19 protein-coding genes are annotated in these 15,767 nt (G+C 71.3%); 10 read left to right on the top strand and 9 right to left on the bottom strand.

What is annotated here, in order from left to right; all coding sequences use genetic code 11:
- Positions 1-2 precede the first annotated feature (2 nt).
- A complete protein-coding gene (locus BLT78_RS00095; protein WP_090347030.1) occupies positions 3-587 on the top strand; it encodes an IMPACT family protein in 585 nt (194 codons plus the stop codon).
- Between the two features lie 12 nt (positions 588-599).
- Here the strand turns inward: BLT78_RS00095 and BLT78_RS00090 are convergent, their stop codons facing one another.
- On the bottom strand, positions 600-1,019 hold the full coding sequence (locus BLT78_RS00090; RefSeq protein WP_090347029.1) for an Lrp/AsnC family transcriptional regulator: 420 nt from the start codon (positions 1,017-1,019) through the stop codon (positions 600-602).
- Positions 1,020-1,155: 136 nt separating this feature from the next.
- Here BLT78_RS00090 and yjeH point away from each other — a divergent pair, with 136 nt between their 5' ends.
- The 5 genes from yjeH (at position 1,156) to BLT78_RS00065 (ending at position 6,082) form a co-directional block, all read left to right on the top strand.
- Entirely contained in the window at positions 1,156-2,421 is a 1,266-nt protein-coding gene (gene yjeH, locus BLT78_RS00085) for an L-methionine/branched-chain amino acid transporter (RefSeq protein WP_090347028.1), read from the top strand.
- A gap of 54 nt (positions 2,422-2,475) precedes the next feature.
- A complete protein-coding gene (locus BLT78_RS00080) occupies positions 2,476-3,828 on the top strand; it encodes a TAXI family TRAP transporter solute-binding subunit (protein ID WP_090347027.1) in 1,353 nt (450 codons plus the stop codon).
- Positions 3,829-4,067: 239 nt separating this feature from the next.
- Positions 4,068-5,246 carry an MFS transporter gene (locus tag BLT78_RS00075; RefSeq protein ID WP_090347026.1) on the top strand — a complete coding sequence of 393 codons (1,179 nt, stop codon included), beginning with the start codon at positions 4,068-4,070 and terminating at the stop codon, positions 5,244-5,246.
- A 111-nt stretch (positions 5,247-5,357) separates the two neighbouring features.
- On the top strand, positions 5,358-5,717 hold the full coding sequence (locus BLT78_RS00070; RefSeq protein ID WP_090347025.1) for a cupin domain-containing protein: 360 nt from the start codon (positions 5,358-5,360) through the stop codon (positions 5,715-5,717).
- Between the two features lie 2 nt (positions 5,718-5,719).
- Positions 5,720-6,082 (top strand): DUF2784 domain-containing protein, encoded by a 363-nt coding sequence (locus tag BLT78_RS00065; RefSeq protein ID WP_090347024.1) that lies wholly within the window; start codon positions 5,720-5,722, stop codon positions 6,080-6,082.
- Here BLT78_RS00065 and BLT78_RS00060 read toward each other — a convergent pair.
- Positions 6,079-6,612: a flavin reductase family protein gene (locus tag BLT78_RS00060; RefSeq protein WP_090347023.1), complete on the bottom strand. Its 534-nt coding sequence runs from the start codon at positions 6,610-6,612 to the stop codon at positions 6,079-6,081. The two genes, BLT78_RS00065 and BLT78_RS00060, sit on opposite strands and share 4 nt — an antisense overlap.
- 64 nt (positions 6,613-6,676) lie before the next feature.
- Between BLT78_RS00060 and BLT78_RS00055 the strand changes: the two genes are divergently transcribed.
- From BLT78_RS00055 to sorU, 3 genes are all read left to right on the top strand, one after another.
- Positions 6,677-6,871, top strand: coding sequence for a hypothetical protein (locus BLT78_RS00055; protein WP_090347022.1), 195 nt, complete (start codon positions 6,677-6,679; stop codon positions 6,869-6,871).
- Between the two features lie 155 nt (positions 6,872-7,026).
- A complete protein-coding gene (gene sorT, locus BLT78_RS00050; RefSeq protein ID WP_090347021.1) occupies positions 7,027-8,217 on the top strand; it encodes a SorT family sulfite dehydrogenase catalytic subunit in 1,191 nt (396 codons plus the stop codon).
- A gap of 43 nt (positions 8,218-8,260) precedes the next feature.
- A complete protein-coding gene (gene sorU / locus BLT78_RS00045) occupies positions 8,261-8,581 on the top strand; it encodes a SorU family sulfite dehydrogenase c-type cytochrome subunit (protein WP_090347020.1) in 321 nt (106 codons plus the stop codon).
- A gap of 4 nt (positions 8,582-8,585) precedes the next feature.
- Here the strand turns inward: sorU and BLT78_RS00040 are convergent, their stop codons facing one another.
- Positions 8,586-9,380, bottom strand: coding sequence for an amidohydrolase (locus tag BLT78_RS00040; protein ID WP_090347019.1), 795 nt, complete (start codon positions 9,378-9,380; stop codon positions 8,586-8,588).
- A 100-nt stretch (positions 9,381-9,480) separates the two neighbouring features.
- Entirely contained in the window at positions 9,481-10,629 is a 1,149-nt protein-coding gene (locus tag BLT78_RS00035; RefSeq protein WP_090347018.1) for a pyridoxal phosphate-dependent aminotransferase, read from the bottom strand.
- 237 nt (positions 10,630-10,866) lie between these two features.
- On the opposite strand from BLT78_RS00035, the gene BLT78_RS00030 reads away from it, so the two are divergent.
- The gene (locus tag BLT78_RS00030) at positions 10,867-11,913 is read left to right on the top strand and encodes a double zinc ribbon domain-containing protein (protein WP_090347017.1); all 1,047 of its coding nucleotides are present in this window, start codon (positions 10,867-10,869) and stop codon (positions 11,911-11,913) included.
- Between the two features lie 3 nt (positions 11,914-11,916).
- Here the strand turns inward: BLT78_RS00030 and BLT78_RS00025 are convergent, their stop codons facing one another.
- The 5 genes from BLT78_RS00025 to BLT78_RS00005 form a co-directional block, all read right to left on the bottom strand.
- Positions 11,917-13,260 carry a DEAD/DEAH box helicase gene (locus BLT78_RS00025; protein ID WP_090347016.1) on the bottom strand — a complete coding sequence of 448 codons (1,344 nt, stop codon included), beginning with the start codon at positions 13,258-13,260 and terminating at the stop codon, positions 11,917-11,919.
- A 68-nt stretch (positions 13,261-13,328) separates the two neighbouring features.
- Positions 13,329-13,805, bottom strand: a complete 477-nt coding sequence (locus BLT78_RS00020) for a LabA-like NYN domain-containing protein (RefSeq protein ID WP_090347015.1) — start codon at positions 13,803-13,805, stop codon at positions 13,329-13,331.
- A gap of 106 nt (positions 13,806-13,911) precedes the next feature.
- Positions 13,912-14,751: an SDR family oxidoreductase gene (locus tag BLT78_RS00015; RefSeq protein ID WP_090347014.1), complete on the bottom strand. Its 840-nt coding sequence runs from the start codon at positions 14,749-14,751 to the stop codon at positions 13,912-13,914.
- Between the two features lie 32 nt (positions 14,752-14,783).
- Positions 14,784-15,023 (bottom strand): CDGSH iron-sulfur domain-containing protein, encoded by a 240-nt coding sequence (locus tag BLT78_RS00010; protein ID WP_090347013.1) that lies wholly within the window; start codon positions 15,021-15,023, stop codon positions 14,784-14,786.
- 87 nt (positions 15,024-15,110) lie between these two features.
- A complete protein-coding gene (locus BLT78_RS00005) occupies positions 15,111-15,764 on the bottom strand; it encodes a sulfite exporter TauE/SafE family protein (protein ID WP_269458081.1) in 654 nt (217 codons plus the stop codon).
- Between the last annotated feature and the right edge of the window lie 3 nt (positions 15,765-15,767).

The following is a 15,767-nucleotide window of genomic DNA, read 5'->3' as shown; positions in this document are numbered from 1 at the left end:
CCGTGGCCTTCACCCTCGAAGCCCCCTGCGAGTACCGCGAGGAGATCCGCAAGAGCCGCTTCCTCGCCCTCGCCGCCCCGGTGGACAGTCCGGCCGCGGCTCAGGCGTTCATCGAGGCGCACAGCGACCGCGCCGCCTCGCACAATTGCTGGGCGTGGAAGTGCGGCGCGCAGTACCGCTTCAGCGACGACGGAGAACCGGGCGGCACCGCCGGCCGGCCGATCCTCGCCGCCATCGAGGGCCAGGACTGCGACCGGGTGGCGGTGCTGGTGATCCGCTGGTACGGCGGCATCCAGCTCGGCACCGGCGGCCTGGCGCGCGCCTACGGCGGCAGCGCGGCCAAGTGCCTGCAGGGCGGGACGCGCATCGAGCTGGTGGCGCGGGTACAGGCGCGCTGCCACGTGCCCTTCGCCGAGCTGGCGCGCATCCGCGCGCGGCTGGCCGAGTGGCAGGTGGTCATCGAGCGGGAAGACTTCGACGCCACCGGCGCCGGGCTGCTGCTCAGCCTGCCGGCCGAACGGCTGGAGCTGCTGCGCCGTCAGCTGGGCGACCTCAGCCGCGGGCAGATCGTCCTCGCCGCGGGCTGAGGGCGCGCCGCGCTACATCGCCCACTCCTGCACCACCACGTGGGTCTTGATCCGCTGGATGCCGGGGAAGCGCTCGATCTCCGCGCGCACCTCGCTGAGCCGCGCCATGCTCGGCGCCTCGACCAGCACGATCATGTCGGTCTCGCCGCTGATGCCGCAGCACTGGCGCACCTCGACGAAGCCGCGCAGGCGCTCGACGTACTCCTGGCAGCGGCTGTCCTTGTAGAACAGCTCGAGATACGCCTTGACCCCGGCGCCGGCCGGATCGCTGACCTGGGCGTGATAGCCGCGGATCACCCCGCTCTGCTCCAGCTGGCGCACCCGCTCGCCCACCGCGGAGCGCGACAGGTTGACCGCCCGGGCGATCTGACTGATGGGGGTGCGCGCGTCCTCGCGCAGCAGGGCGATGATCTGGCGATCGAACTTGTCCATGCGGGTATCTCGACAACAGGCAGTGTGACGGGCGATTCCGGCGGATCGCCGGCCAATGCCGTCGCTCCGCCAGCGGCGCCGCAAAGGGCGGAAGCCTAACATGGCGCGATCGACCACAGTTTCGGAGCCTACCCTCATGAGCCGTCTGAACCAGGAGCTGGGCCTGCTGCAGGGCGTCGGTCTGCTCAGCACCTCGCTGCTCGGCACCGGCATCTTCGTGGTGCCGGCGCTGGCCGCCACGGCCGCCGGCCCCGCCTCGCTGTGGGCCTGGCTGCTGCTGATCGCCCTGGTGCTGCCGGTGGCCTTCACCTTCGCCCAGCTCGGCCGCCGCTTCCCGCACGCCGGCGGCGCGCCGCACCTGATCGGCCGCGCCTTCGGCGCACGCCTGGAGCGGATCACCGCGCTGCTGTTCCTCGCCGTGCTGCCGGTCGGCCTGCCGGCGGCGCTGCACATCGCCACCGGTTTCTGGCAGGCGCTGCTGCCGCTCGGCGAGGTCCAGGCGCTGGTCATCCAGCTCGCCACCCTGGGCGCCATGCTGCTGCTCGGCCAGCGCCCGGCGCGCGCCTCGGGCCTGGTGCAGGGGCTGATCGCCGTGGCCATCCTGCTCACCGTCGGACTGGTGTGGTGGGCCGGCGACCTGCCGCGCAGCACGCAGCCGCTGCTGCCGCCACTGGCCGGGGACTGGTCGCGCATCCCGGCGGCGCTGGGAGTGATGTTCTGGTGCTTCGTCGGCATCGAGGCGTTCACCCACCTCGGCGAGGAGTTCCGCCGGCCGCAGCGTGACTTCCCGCTGGCCCTGCTGCTCGGCGTGCTGCTCGCCGGCGGGGTGTACTGGGCCTGCTCGGTGGCGGTGCTGAGTTTCGACGCCTACGGCGACACGCAGCGCAACGCCACCTCGCTGCCCTGGCTGCTGGAGCGCCTGCTCGGCGAGCCGGCGCGCATCCTGGTGGCGGTGGTCGGCTACCTGGCCTGCTTCGCCTCGATGAACGTCTACGTGCAGGGCTTCGCCCGGCTGATCTGGAGCCTGGCCGACGAGGGCAAGCTGCCGGCGCCGCTGGCCCGGCGCAACCGCCACGGCGTGCCCGGCCGCGCCCTGCTGCTGGTGGTGCTGGCCTGCGCCCTGTCGGCCCTGCTCGCCGCCGGACTGCAGCTGTCGGTGGACGAGCTGATCCGCTACGCCAACGGCAACTTCGTGCTGGTCTACCTGCTCAGCATGGCCGCCGGCGTGGTGCTGCTGCGCGGCGCCTGGCGCTGGATCGCCGTCGTCAGCAGCCTGCTCTGTGCTGCGGTGCTGGTCATGCTCGGCCAGGATGCGCTCTATGCCCTGGGCCTGCTGGCGGTGCTGGCGCTGTCCGGCGGCCGTCTGCGGCTGCCCGTCGCGGAGGCCCGGCCGCCGCTCTGAGCGCTCCGGCGGGCGGACGGTTATCCTTCAGGCAGACCATCACCGGAACACGCCATGCGTCGTCTGCTGCAAGACCTGTCGATCATCCTGCGCGCCAACCTGTGGCTGGTGCCGGTCCTCGCCGCGCTGGTCGGCGCGCTGTTCTACTTCGTCGCCCCGCCGCCGCCGATGCATGCGCGCATGGCCACCGGCGCCGAGGGTGGCGGCTATGCGCGCTTCGCCGCGCGGCTGCGCGACGAACTGGCCAAAGAGGGCTTCGAGCTGACCCTGGTGCCCAGCCACGGCGCGCGCGACAACCTGCGCCTGCTGCTCGACGAGGCTGCGGAGGTGCAGCTCGGCCTGACCCAGAGCGGTCTGGAGCGGCAGCTGAGCGACGGCGAACGCCAGCGCCTGCACGCCCTCGGCGCGGTCTACCAGGAGCCGCTGTGGCTGTTCCAGCGGCGCCAGCTGAAGATCCGCCGCATGCACGACCTGCTGCCGCTGCGCGTCGCCCTCGGCGCGGCGAACAGCGGCACCGCCATGGTCAGCGGCGCGGTGCTCGCCGCCAACGGCATCGCCGCCGAGCAGTACCCGGCCAGCTGGCAGTGGCGCAGCGGCAGCCAGGCCGCCGATGCCCTGCTGGCCGGCGAGCTGGATGCCGCCTTCGTCATCGGCCCGGCGGAAGATCCGCTGATCCGCCGCCTGGCCGCCGCGCCCGAGCTGCGCCTGGTCGACTTCCGCCGCGCCGCGGCCTACCAGGCGCGCCTGCCGTTCGTGCACGCCATCAGCGTCGGCCAGGGCCTGCTCGACCTGGCCAGCGACAGCCCGCAGCGCGACATCGTCACCCTCGCCCCGGCCGCCACACTGGTGGTCAACGACAGCTTCCACCCGGCGCTCACCCCGCTGATCCTCGCCGCCGCGCGCAAGGTGCTGGCTGACGGCAACCTGCTCGATCCGCCCGGCGCCTTCCCCAGCGCCGAGCCCGAAACCCTGCCGCTGCTGCAGGAGGCCGCCTACTTCCACGGCAACGGCCTGCCGCTGCTGCAGCGCTACCTGCCGTTCCGCATCGCCTCGCTGGCCGACCGCTACATCATCCTGCTGATACCGCTGCTGGTGGTGCTGATCCCGCTGTTCAAGGCGGTCGGTCCGGTGTACCGCTGGCGCATCCGCGCGCGCATCTACCGCTGGTACAAGCACCTGCGCGAGATCGACCGCCAGCTCGACGCCGGCACCCTGCCGGCGCGCCTGGACGAGGAGATCGCCCGCCTGGAACAGCTGGAGGAGCGGCTGGCCAAGGTCGAGGTGCCGCTGTCCTACTCCAGCGAGCTGTACCAGCTGCACCTGCACCTGCGCTACGTGATCGAACGCCTGCAGGCCCTGCAACGGCGCCCGACGCAGCCCGACGGGGACGCCCAAGCCGGGGAGTGAAGGGCCGCCGACCGCCGCACAACCGGCCTGAGCGGTGCGCGAGTGGCCTGCCCGGTTGGAGCAGGCCGCCGATGCCCGCTTGCCGCGTTGCCACACCACGCCTCGCCTGGCCGGCCATGACTGCTCGCGGCGCCCGGTCCTGAACCCACGGAGTTAACCAACTCGCCACGCGGACCACTAGAATGCGCCTCCCGCGTCGGCCGTAGGTCCGGCGCTGCTCCCAGAGAGTCCACCGCCGCATGCCCGCCCAGACCCTGCTTTCCCTTCCTTTGCTGGCCCTCGCCCTCGGCGGCTTCGTGGTCGGCAGCAGCGAATACATCATCATGGGCCTGTTGCCCGAGATGGCCCGCGACCTCGGCGTCAGCCTGGCCGACGCCGGCCTGCTGGTCAGCGCCTATGCCATGGGCGTGGTGGTCGGCGCGCCGCTGCTCGGCCCGCTACTGGGGCGCCTGCCGCGCAAGCAGGCGCTGCTGTGGCTGATGGGCGCCTACACCCTCGGCACCCTCGCCTGCGCCCTGGCGCCGGACTACGCCTGGCTGATCGCCGCCCGGCTGTTCACCGCGATCAGCCATGCCGGCTTCTTCGGCTGCGCCACCCTGCTCGCCGCCGAACTCGCGCCACCGCAGCGGCGCGCCTCGGCGATGGCCCTGGTGCTCAGCGGCCTGACCATCGCCAACGTGCTCGGCGTGCCGCTGGGCGCCTGGTTCGGCCAGGCCAGCGGCTGGCGGATGACCTTCTTCGCCGTGGCCGGCTGCGGCCTGCTCACCCTGCTCGCCCAGTGGGCGTGGCTGCCGCGCGGCCTGGGTGCGCCCAGTCACGGCGGCGGCGCCTGGAGCGGCGTGCTGCGCCGCCCGGTGCTGCACGCGCTGGGCATCTGCTGCCTGTCCTCGGTGGCGCTGTTCAGCGTGTTCACCTACATCAGCCCGCTGCTGCGCGAGGCCGGCGGCCTGTCGGCCAGCCTCAGCAACACCGGCCTCTTGGTGTTCGGCGTCGGCCTGACCCTCGGCAACCTGCTCGGCGGCCGCCTGGCCGACCGCGGCCTGCGCCACGCGGTGCCGCTGGCGCTGGGCGCAAGCGCGCTGGCCCTGCTCGGCCTGTTCGCGCTCATCGACACCACGCCGGCAGCCATGACCCTGCTGCTGCTCTGGGGCATGGCCAGCTTCGCGCTGTCCTCGCCACTGCAGCTGTTGCTGGTCGAGCAGGCCGGCGACTCGGCCGGTCTGGCCGCCACCCTGAGCCACGCCGCCTTCAACCTCGGCAACGCCTGCGGCGCCTGGTTCGGCGGCCTGTGGCTGGGCGCCCAGTTCGGTCTGGCCAACCTGCCGCTGCTGGGCGTCGCCCTGCTGCTGGCCAGCGTCGCCGCCGCCTGGCCGCTGCCGCGCCTGCGCCCGGCGCGCGAGCGCCTGGGCCTGCGCTGACGCCGCGCGTCCGACGCGCCGCAGCCGGCGGGCGGCTGGCCTAGTCTTCAGGTATCGGCCCGGCCGCCGCAGGCGGCCGGCTCCAGGACACCGGCACGCGGGAGGTGGATCATGGACAGGGCGGCACTCAAGCATTTCGACACCCCGGACGAGGTTCGGGAATTTCCCCTCGGCCGGCTCGAGCTGATCACCATCGGCGGCGCCACGCTCGGCCGCGCCATCTTCGAGCCCGGCTGGCGCTGGGCGACCTCGGTGCAACCCATCGCCAAGACCCGCAGCTGCACGGCGCCGCACTTCCAGTACCACGTCTCCGGCGTGCTGCACATCCTGATGGACGACGGCAGCGAGTTCGACTGCCGGCCGGGCGACGTGTCGCTGCTGCCCGCCGGCCACGACGCCTGGGTGGTTGGCGACGAGCCGGCGGTGGTGGTCGACTTCCAGGGCATGCTCGACTACGCGCGGGCCCACTAGGCATGCACTGGGGCCTGGCCGCCGACGCCCTCCTCGTCCTGCACCTGGGCTTCGTGCTGTTCGCCCTGTTCGGCGGCCTGCTGGTGGCATGGCGGCGCGGCTTCCTGCTGCTGCATCCGCCGGCGGCGGCCTGGGCGATCTTCGTCGAGCTGACCGGCCACGGCTGCCCGCTCACCGGCTGGGAGCAGCAGCTGCGCCTGCGCGCCGGCGAGGCCGGCTACAGCGAGGGCTTCGTCGAGCACTACCTGCTGCCGCTGCTCTACCCGGACTGGCTGACCCTGCCGGTGCAGTACGTGCTGGCGGCCTTCGTCCTGCTGGTCAACCTCGCGGTGTACGCCTGGGTGTGGCGGCGCCGGCTGCGCTAGCGCATCTTCGAGCCGCTCTGCACTTCCTCGCCGGCGACCATGAACTTGCCGTAGCCGCGATGATGCAGGGTGCGCGGCGCCTTCACCGTCGGGTCATGCCAGGCCTGTAGCACCTCGAGGATGAAGAAGTTGTAGCTGCCGACCAACTGGCGATCGAGCACCCGGCACTCGAGGTTGGCCCAGCACTCCTCGACGCGCGGCACGGTGACCTGCGCCGAAGGCACGGCGCTGAGGCCGAACCGGGCGAACTTGTCGAGCTGATCGCCATGGCTGTTGCCGCAGGCCACCAGCTGATCGAGCAGCTCGAGGCTCGGCACGTTGAGCACGCACTCGCCGGTCGCCTGCAGCGCGGCGAAGGAGTGATTGGCCGCGCTGACCACGCAACCGACCAGCGGCGGCTCGAATTCCAGCATGCAGTGCCAGGACATCGGCATCAGGTTGGCGCGCCCATCCTGCGCGGTGCCGAGCAGTACCACCGGGCCGGGTTCGAGGATGGCGTAGACTTCGGCCAGGGGCAGGAACTCTTTCATCGGGGAACTCCGCGCGGGGAAGCGGCTGACCCGATCAACCATAGCCCGGCGGGAGGCATGGCGCGTGGACCGTTCGACCGACGCCGGCGCGGCGCAGGGCCGCTGGCTGCTCTATCGCATCGACGACAACGGCAACGAGGTGGCGATGCGCCGCTTCGCCCGCCGCGAAGACGCCGAAGCCGCCATGCACCTCTACGAGGCGCGCGGGCACAAGCAGGCCTATGTGGTACACGAGGAGCGCCACGACCGGACGCCTTGACAGGGGGAGTCCCCCTGCTAAACCCGTTAGTACCCCGTCCGCTCCGGCCGAGAGCGCCGGAATCTCGCCCGGACTGACGCTGCCGCCAGGCGCCGCGTCATCCGCCATCCTTTGCCGCTGCCCTGCGCCGGCAGCCCTTCCCGGGAGAGGCCGCCATGCCGGAACCCATCGATCTGCGCCGCCGCCAGTTGCTGGCGGGCACGGCCACCGCCATCGCCGCCGTCAGCCTGTGCGGCCTGCCGTGGCGGGTGCAGGCCCAGGAAATCCTGCCCCTGCCGGACTACGCCAAGTGGAAGCGCGCCGACACGCTGATCGTGCACAGCGCCAACACCCTGGAAACCCGCCGCGACAGCATCGGCAGCAGCGTGGTCACCGCCAGCGACCGGCTGTTCGTGCGCAACAACCTGCCGGCACCGGATGCCGCCATCGTCGTTAGCCCCGACGCCTGGAGCGTCGACTTCGCCGGCGTCAGACAGCCGCGCAGCCTGACCGTGGCCGAGCTGAAGAGCCTCGGCGTGACAACCGTGGCCAGCGTGCTGCAGTGCTCGGGCAACGGCCGCGGCTTCTTCCCGCACAAGCCGAGCGGCACGCCCTGGACGGTCGGCGCGGCCGGCTGCGTGTTCTGGAGCGGGGTGCCGCTGAAGACGGTGGTCGAGGTACTGGGTGGCGTCGAGGACGGCATGGCCTTCATCACCGGCACCGGCGGCGAGACCCTGCCCCCCGGGGTGGATGCGGCCACCGTGGTGGTCGAACGCTCGGTGCCGCTGCGCGCCCTGGAGCAGGCGCTGCTGGCCTGGGAGCTGAACGGCGAACCGATCGCCCTGGCCCACGGCGGCCCGCTGCGCCTGGTGATCCCCGGCTACTACGGGGTCAACAACATCAAGTACGTCAGGCAGCTGGCCTTCACCGCCGCGGAGACCCAGGCCAACATCCAGAGCAAGGGCTACCGCCTGCGCCCGGTCGGGGTGCAGGGCGCACCGGACCAGCCGTCGATGTGGGAGATGAACGTCAAGTCGTGGATCAGCCAGCCGCTGGAGCAGGCCAGGGCCGGCCGGGTGGTGGTCCAGGGCGTGGCCTTCGGCGGCGCGCGGGCGGTGAAGAGCGTCGAGGTGTCGCTCGACGGCGGGCAGAGCTGGCGCCCGGCGCCCTTCGTCGGCCCGGATCTCGGCCCCTACGCCTGGCGGCCGTTCGTGCTGACCGCGGAGCTGGCGCCCGGCAGCTACAGCCTGGCCAGCCGCGCCACCGACGTCGCCGGCAACGTGCAGCCGCGCGAGCGCCTGGACAACGACAATGGCTTCGCCCACAACGGCTGGGAAGACCACGCGGTGAGGCTCAGCGTGGTCTGATCGGCGGACGCCGTCCCCTTTCTGCAGCCCGGAGACCCGGCCCATGGATCGCCAAGCGCTGACCGGCGCGGCCCTGAGCCTGTTGCTCGCCGCGCCCGCCCTGGCCGACGAAGCCCTGCTCGCCCAGGGCCGCCAGGTGTTCCTCGAACAGGCGCAGCCGTCCTGCAGCCTGTGCCATACGCTGCGCGAGGCCGGTGCCAGCGGCGCGGTCGGCCCCGACCTCGACCAGCTCAGGCCCGACGCCGCGCGGGTGGCGGCGGCGGTGCGCAACGGCCTGGGCGTGATGCCGCCGTTCGCCGCAAGCCTCAGCGACGAGCAGATCCGCGCCGTGGCCCACTACGTGTCGAGCGTGGCGGGGCAGTGAGGGCTCAGAGCTTCAGCTCGAACTCGTCGGCATCGCGGTACGCCGGGAAGCGCGTGCGGAACTTGGCCAGCGCGACGGCGGACAGGGTGACGTGGAACACCCCCTCGGCGTCGCCGGCGTCCAGCAGGCTGTCGCCCATGAAGTCGAGCACCTGGCTGTCGCCGGCGTGCGGATAGCCGTTGCCGTCGGCGCCGATGCGGTTGACCGCCGCCACGTAGCACAGGTTCTCGATGCCGCGCGCCGGCAGCAGGCGGTTCCACGGGTTGCGCCGCGCCGCCGGCCAACTGGCGATGTACAGCAGCAGGTCGGTGTCGTGCGGGTCGCGGCTCCACACCGGGAAGCGCAGGTCGTAGCAGACCAGCGGGCGCACCTGCCAGCCCTTCACTTCCAGCAACACGCGCTGCTCGCCGGGCGCGTAGTGCTCGTGCTCGCCGGCCATGCGGAACAGGTGACGCTTGTCGTAGTGCGCGCAGCTGCCGTCCGGGCGCGCCCAGTACAGGCGGTTGCGGTAGCTGCCGTCGGCGGCGCGGGTGATCACGCTGCCGACCACCACGGCATTCAGCCGCGCGGCCTGCGCCAGCAGCCAGGCGCGGCTCGGGCCGTCCTCGGCCTCGGCCAGCGCCGCGGCGTCCATCGAGAAGCCGGTGCTGAACATCTCCGGCAGGATCACCAGGTCGGCGCCCTCGGCCTGGTCGAGCAGGCGGGCGAAGTGGGCATGGTTGGCGGCCGGGTCCTGCCAGACCGGGGCGGTCTGCACCAGGGCCAGCTTGAGGTCGGGCAGGGTTGTCAGATCACGCATGGGAAGTCTCCGCAAATCCAGATCATGGCGCATGTCGCGCCAGCCGTAGGGTGCGCCATGCGCACCATTGGCCCGTGGTGCGCACGGCGCACCCTACCGGTCATACCCGGCACAGCTTGTCGGCGGCCTGGCGCAGGGTCTCCTCGCGCTTGGCGAAGCAGAAGCGCACCAGGCGCAGGTCCTTGGGCGCATCCTGGTAGAACACCGACACCGGGATGGTCGCCACGCCATGCTCGCGGGTCAGCCACAGCGACATCTCGACGTCGTTCAGGTCGTCGCGGATCGCCGAGTAGTCGGCCAGCTGGAAGTAGGTGCCGGGGGTGCGCTTGAAGGCGAAGCGCGAGCCCTTGAGCAGGTCGCAGAACAGGTCGCGCTTGGCCTGGTAGAAGGCCGGCAGCTCGTCGACGTGCTCGGGATGGGCGCTCATGTAGTCGGCCAGCGCCCACTGCAGCGGGGTGATGCCGCAGAAGGTGACGAACTGGTGGACCTTGCGCAGCTCGGCGGACAGCGCCGGCGGTGCCACCACGTAGCCGGTCTTCCAGCCGGTGACGTGGTAGGTCTTGCCGAACGAGCTGACCACACAGGCGCGCTGGTACAGCTCCTCGTGGGCCAGCACGCTGGCATGCTGCACGCCGTCGAACACCAGGTGCTCGTAGACCTCGTCGCTGATCAGGTAGATGTCGCGGTCGCGGATCAGCGCCGCCAGCAGATCCAGCTCGGCACGGGAAATCAGCGCGCCGCTGGGGTTGTGCGGGCTGTTGATGATGATCAGGCGGGTGCGCGGGCTGATCGCATCGCTGAGCTGGTCCCAGTCGATGGCGAAATCCGGCAGGGCCAGCGGCACGTGCACGCAGCGCCCGCCGGCCAGCTCCACCGAGGGCTCGTAGCTGTCGTAGCAGGGATCGAAGACGATCACCTCGTCGCCCGGGCGCACCAGCGCCTGCACCGCGCAGAAGATCGCCTCGGTGGCGCCGGGAGTGATGGTCACCTCGGCGTCCATGTCCACCGTGCGGCCGTAGCTGCGGGCGATCTTCGCCGCGACCTGCTCGCGCAGCGCCGGCAGGCCGGTCATCGGCGCGTACTGGTTGTGCCCGGCCATCACGTGGCGGCCGACCGCCTCGCGCAGCGCCTGCGGGCCGTCGAAGTCGGGGAAACCCTGCGACAGGTTGATGGCGCCGCTCTGCGCGGCGAGCTGGGACATGGTGGTGAAGATGGTGGTGCCGACGTTGGGCAGCTTGCTGACGATCATCGCAGTTCCTGGAAGCATGGAGCGCAAGCGGCGAGGATAGCCGATCCGCCGGCGCGGGACAGCCGCGCGCGGCGGCAATTTCGGGACAGTCGCCCCCTACGTCACAGCAGCAGAAGCCCAGCCTGGCCTGCCGCCCCCTGATTGGTGCGCACAGCGCACCCTACGCCAGAACGCCACCATCTCCCCAACGGCGCTGAGCTATGATCTCAGCCAGTCCAGCCCGGAAGGATCCGCATCATGAACAAGGCCCAGCGCCGCTCCGAGAAGTTCTTCCGCCTCGCCCTGTGGGCGGTGGCGGTGGTGTTCGCCGGCTTCCTGATCAACCTCGGCGGCGCGCTGGTGAGGAACCTGCCGCTGGTCGAGCAGCGCTATGCGGTCGAGGACTTCATCGACGCCGCCGCGAGCCAGCGCATCGAGCAGGAGATCAAGCAGCAGCGCAATCTGGCCGAGGAGGCCGAGGACGCGGTGGAGCAGAGCCGCCTCAAGCTGGAAGCCGCCGAGCAGAACAGCCAGACCGCGCGCGACAGCCTGAGCGCCTGGCTGGCCAGCCGCCAGGTCACCCAGCAGGCCGAGCGCGACGCCGAGCTGCTGCAGCGCACCGAGGCGCTCGAACACCTGCAGCTGGCCGAGCGCCAGTCGCGCGCCGCGGTGGAGGCCGAGCAGCAGCGCCTGCTCGACGCCCGGCAGGCGCAGCAGCGTGCCCAGCGTCAGCTCGACGAGCTGCGCAGCGCCGCCTTTGAGCAGATGAGCAGCGAACAGAGCGCGCAGGAGCTCAAGGTGTTCCTGACCCGCCTGGCGCTCACCCTGCCGCTGCTGCTGATCGCCGGCTGGCTGTTCGCCCGCCAGCGCCAGAGCACCTGGTGGCCCTTCGTGTGGGGCTACATCTACTTCGCCCTGTTCGTGTTCTTCGTCGAACTGGTGCCCTACCTGCCGAGCTACGGCGGCTACGTGCGCAACATCGTCGGCGTGGTGATCACCGTGCTGGTCGGCCGCCAGGCGATCATCTCCTTCAACCGCTACCGCCAGCGCCAGCTGGAGGCCGAGGCCAGGCCCGACGCGGAGCGACGCCAGCAGATCAGCTACGACACCTCGCTGCTGCGCCTGGCGAAGAAGGTCTGCCCCGGCTGCGAGCGGCCGGTCGAGCTGGACAACCCGCAGATCGACTTCTGCCCGCACTGCGGGCTCAGCCTGTTCGACCACTGCACGCAGTGCCAGACGCGCAAGAGCGCCTTCGCCCGCTTCTGCTTCGCCTGCGGCGCCGGCGCCAGCCAGCCGCAGGCGTAGGCGTCACTTCTTCTTGGCCGGGCCGGCCGGACGCTTGGCGCCGCCGCTCAGGCTCGGCATCTTGCGCACCGACTTGACCTTGGGCGCGCTGCTGTCGATCCAGTTGCCCAGCGGCTTGGCGGCCTTGCCCGGCTTGCCGAATTCGACCTTGGGCGCCTTGGGTTTCTTCGGCTTCTTCAGCACCTGGCCGTCGATGGTGGTCTGCGGCACGCGGTGGTCGGGGACGAAGTCCGGCTCGTCGCGACGCGGCAGCACCTGGCGGATCAGCAGCTCGATGGCGGCGAGCAGCTGCACCTCGTCGGCGCACACCAGCGACAGCGCCTCGCCCGTCGCGCCGGCGCGGCCGGTACGGCCGATGCGGTGCACGTAGTCCTCGGCGACGATCGGCAGGTCGAAGTTGACCACCAGCGGCAGGTCGTCGATGTCCAGGCCGCGCGCCGCCACGTCGGTGGCCACCAGCACCTGCACCTCGCCGGCCTTGAAGCGCTCCAGCGCGCGCAGGCGCGCCGGCTGCGGCTTGTCGCCGTGGATCGCGTCGGCGGAAACGCCCAGGCGCTGCAGCTCGCCGACCAGCTCGTCGACGCCTTTGCGGGTCTTGACGAACACCAGCACCTGGCCCCAGCGCCGCGCCTTGAGCAGGTGCAGGAACAGCTCGGACTTGCGCTTCTTGTCCACCGGGATCAGCCACTGCTTGACGCTCTGCGCCGCGGTGTTGCGCGGGCTGACCTCGATCGACAGCGGGTCGCGCAGCAGCACGCGGGCCAGCTCGCGGATGGTCTCGGAGAAGGTCGCCGAGAACAGCAGGGTCTGCCGGCGCCGCGGCAGCATGGCGAACAGCTCGTTGAGCTCGCGGGCGAAACCGAGGTCGAGCATGCGGTCGGCCTCGTCGAGCACCAGGAACTCTACCTGCTCGAAGCGCACCGCATTCTGGCGGAACAGGTCGAGCAGGCGGCCGGGGGTGGCTACCAGCACGTCGACGCCCTTGCGCAGGCGCATCATCTGCGGGTTGATGCTGACCCCGCCGTAGGCGGCCAGGGTGCGCAGCGGCAGGTGCTGGCCGTAGACGCGGAAGCTCTCGTGGACCTGCTCGGCCAGCTCGCGGGTCGGCACCAGGATCAGCGCACGCACGCAGTTGGGCGCCACTACGCCGACCTGGCTCAGGCGCTGCAGCAGCGGCAGGGCGAAGCCGGCGGTCTTGCCGGTGCCGGTCTGCGCCGCCGCCATCAGGTCGCGGCCCTTGAGCACGGCGGGGATCGCCTGGCTCTGCACCGGGGTGGGCGTTTTATAGTCGAGGGCGTCGAGCGTGCGCAGCAGCGGATCGATCAGGCCGAGGGAGGCGAAGGTCATGGCAGGGGCAACCGGCAGAAAAACGAGGGCGACAGTTTACCCGCAATCGCCAGCCGGCACGGCGCCGATCAGCCGCGCAGCAGCAGGTCGCCCTCGATCGGCACGTAGCGGTCGGCTGCACGCATCAGCGACTGCGCGGTGAGCCCCGGCACGCCGTACACGGTGGCCTCGGCGCCACCGCGGCGCACGCGCTCGAGCAGCAGGTCGAAGTCGCCGTCGCCGGAGGCCAGCACCACCTCGTCGACCCGCGCCGCGGCGTCGAGCACGTCGATGGTGATGCCGACGTCCCAGTCGCCCTTGGCGCTGCCGTCGCTGCGCTGGATGTACGGCTTGAGCTTCACGGTGAAGCCGAGCCTGCGCAGGGTCTGCTGGAACTGCTGCTGGCGCGGGTCGCCGCGTTCGATGGCGTAGGCGTGGGCCTCGACGATCTGCCCGCGCGCCGCCACCTCGGCCCACAGCGCGGCATAGTTGAAGTGGCAACCATGCGCCTGGCGAACGGTGTAGTAGAGGTTCTGCACATCGGCGAACAGGGCGATCTTCTTCAACGGAACTCCTTGAGGCGGGGCGGCTCGACCATTATCCGGCCAACCCGCCGCCTGCAGGGGCGAATTCATTCGCCAACGCGGCCCGGTCAGGCGAATGCATGCGTCCCTACGAGGGCTTCAGCCCGGACAGCCGCGGCACCAGCAGGCGCTCGAACAGGCGCGGGGTCAGGCGCGCCATCAAGCGCGCCAGCCAGTTGACGTTGGAGTGGATCAGCAGGCGCTTGCGGCGCACGGCGCCCTGGAAGATCGCCTCGGCGGTATCCTGCGCCGAGCTGACCTTGCCGACGAAGGGGATCGGCTGCGCCGTCACCGAGCCGTCGCCGACCAGGGCGTGCTTGCGGATGTCGGTGGCGGTGAAGCCCGGGCACACCAGCATGACGTTGACGCCGCTGTCCCTGAGTTCCAGGCGCAGGCTCTCGAACAGGCCGTGCAGGGCGTGCTTGCTGGCGTTGTAGGCGCTGCGGTAGAGCATCGGCGCGAAGCCGGACAGCGAGCTGAGCACGATGATCTGCCCACGGCGGGCGAGGATGCTCGGCAGCGCCGCCTGGGTGCAGTGCAGCGCGCCGAAGTAGTTGACCGCCATGACCCGCTCGAACACCGCCTGGTCGGTGTCGACGAAGGCGCTGCGATGGGTGATGCCGGCGTTGTTGACCAGCACGTCGATGCCGCCGAAGTGCTCCACCGCCAGCGCCACCGCGGCGCGCACCGCCTGGGCGTCGGCCACGTCGCAGCGCAGCGGCAGCACCTGGGCGTTGTGATGGTCGGCCAGGTGCTGGGCCAGGCTGTCCAGCGCCGCCTGGTCGAGATCGAACAGCACCAGGCGCGCACCGGCCTGGGCGAAGCGCACCGACAGCGCCCGGCCGATGCCGGCGCAGGCTCCGGTGATCAGCACCACCTTGCGGTCGAACACCTTGTTGACGAACACCTTGCGAATGACGCGACGCATACGGGCCTCCTGGCGTGTCCGGTGCCCCCAGCCTACACCAGCTTGTGGCTGCCGTCGCACAGCGGCGGCGCGGCGCTGTGCTTGCAGCCGCAGAAGTACAGGGTCTCGCTGCGCTGGGCGAGGTAGCGCAGCGGGCGGAACGGGCCGACCTTATGCGAGCCGTCGCAGAACGGCTGGCTCCGGCTCAGGCCGCAGCGGCACCACCAGTACTCCTTGCCGGCCTCGACCTCGACCGCGTAGGGGCTGCGTTGGGCGATATGGGGTTCGGGCATGGCGCGTCTCCACTGGCTGTGCATGCCCTTCCAGCATAGCCGGCCGCTCCACGGCGAGTGCCGGCGCCCCGCCGCGCTGGAGCGCGCTCAGAAGCCGCCGGCCTGCCACAGCAGGCGCAACGCCAGCAGCGTCACTATCCAGCGGAACAGCCGCTTGAACTGCTCCGCCGGCATGCGGTCGAGCAGTTTGAGGCCGAACCAGCTGCCGACCGCGCCGGCGAGGACCATCAGCGCCACCAGCGGCAGCCAGTCCCAGAAGGCGAAGCCGACCACCGAGAACACGCTCATCTTCAGCAGGTGCTGGACGCTCATGCAGCCGGCGAAGGTCGCGGTGGTGGTCAGCTTGTCCATGTCGTGGCGATGGATGAAGCCGGCCACCAGCGGGCCGGTGGCGCCGACGAACATCGACACCAGGGTGGTGAGGCCGCCGGCGAGCAGCTGGCCGGCGCGACCGAGGCTGTGCCGGCCCGGCTTGGGCCCCCAGACCAGATAGAGGATGAACGCGGCGACGCTGAACTGGATCCACTGCAGCGGCAGCTGGACGACGATCAGCGAGGCGAGCAGCGCCCCGCCCAGCGCGCCGAGGGCGAAGCGTCTGAGCAGTTGCCAGTCGATGTGCTGGCGGGTCATCCAGGCGCGGTTGCCGTTGGAGCCCAGCTGCACCAGGCCGTGCACCGGAATCAGCGCCGCCGCCGGCACGATGCCGGCCATGATCGCCAGCAGCAGGACGCCGCCGCCGATGCC

It is taken from the genome of Pseudomonas oryzae (assembly GCF_900104805.1).
Classification (GTDB): domain Bacteria; phylum Pseudomonadota; class Gammaproteobacteria; order Pseudomonadales; family Pseudomonadaceae; genus Geopseudomonas; species Geopseudomonas oryzae.
The sequence above is the reverse complement of the archived record's forward strand: the minus strand, read 5'-3'. Positions and strand labels throughout refer to the sequence as shown.

Coding starts and splice junctions, on each gene's coding strand:
- BLT78_RS00090 (WP_090347029.1), bottom strand. CDS start 1,019: ATGGACAAGTTCGATCGCCAGATCATCGCCCTGCTGCGCGAGGACGCG.
- yjeH (WP_090347028.1), top strand. CDS start 1,156: ATGAGCCGTCTGAACCAGGAGCTGGGCCTGCTGCAGGGCGTCGGTCTG.
- BLT78_RS00080 (WP_090347027.1), top strand. CDS start 2,476: ATGCGTCGTCTGCTGCAAGACCTGTCGATCATCCTGCGCGCCAACCTG.
- BLT78_RS00075 (WP_090347026.1), top strand. CDS start 4,068: ATGCCCGCCCAGACCCTGCTTTCCCTTCCTTTGCTGGCCCTCGCCCTC.
- BLT78_RS00070 (WP_090347025.1), top strand. CDS start 5,358: ATGGACAGGGCGGCACTCAAGCATTTCGACACCCCGGACGAGGTTCGG.
- BLT78_RS00065 (WP_090347024.1), top strand. CDS start 5,720: ATGCACTGGGGCCTGGCCGCCGACGCCCTCCTCGTCCTGCACCTGGGC.
- BLT78_RS00060 (WP_090347023.1), bottom strand. CDS start 6,612: ATGAAAGAGTTCCTGCCCCTGGCCGAAGTCTACGCCATCCTCGAACCC.
- sorT (WP_090347021.1), top strand. CDS start 7,027: ATGCCGGAACCCATCGATCTGCGCCGCCGCCAGTTGCTGGCGGGCACG.
- sorU (WP_090347020.1), top strand. CDS start 8,261: ATGGATCGCCAAGCGCTGACCGGCGCGGCCCTGAGCCTGTTGCTCGCC.
- BLT78_RS00040 (WP_090347019.1), bottom strand. CDS start 9,380: ATGCGTGATCTGACAACCCTGCCCGACCTCAAGCTGGCCCTGGTGCAG.
- BLT78_RS00035 (WP_090347018.1), bottom strand. CDS start 10,629: ATGATCGTCAGCAAGCTGCCCAACGTCGGCACCACCATCTTCACCACC.
- BLT78_RS00030 (WP_090347017.1), top strand. CDS start 10,867: ATGAACAAGGCCCAGCGCCGCTCCGAGAAGTTCTTCCGCCTCGCCCTG.
- BLT78_RS00025 (WP_090347016.1), bottom strand. CDS start 13,260: ATGACCTTCGCCTCCCTCGGCCTGATCGATCCGCTGCTGCGCACGCTC.
- BLT78_RS00015 (WP_090347014.1), bottom strand. CDS start 14,751: ATGCGTCGCGTCATTCGCAAGGTGTTCGTCAACAAGGTGTTCGACCGC.
- BLT78_RS00010 (WP_090347013.1), bottom strand. CDS start 15,023: ATGCCCGAACCCCATATCGCCCAACGCAGCCCCTACGCGGTCGAGGTC.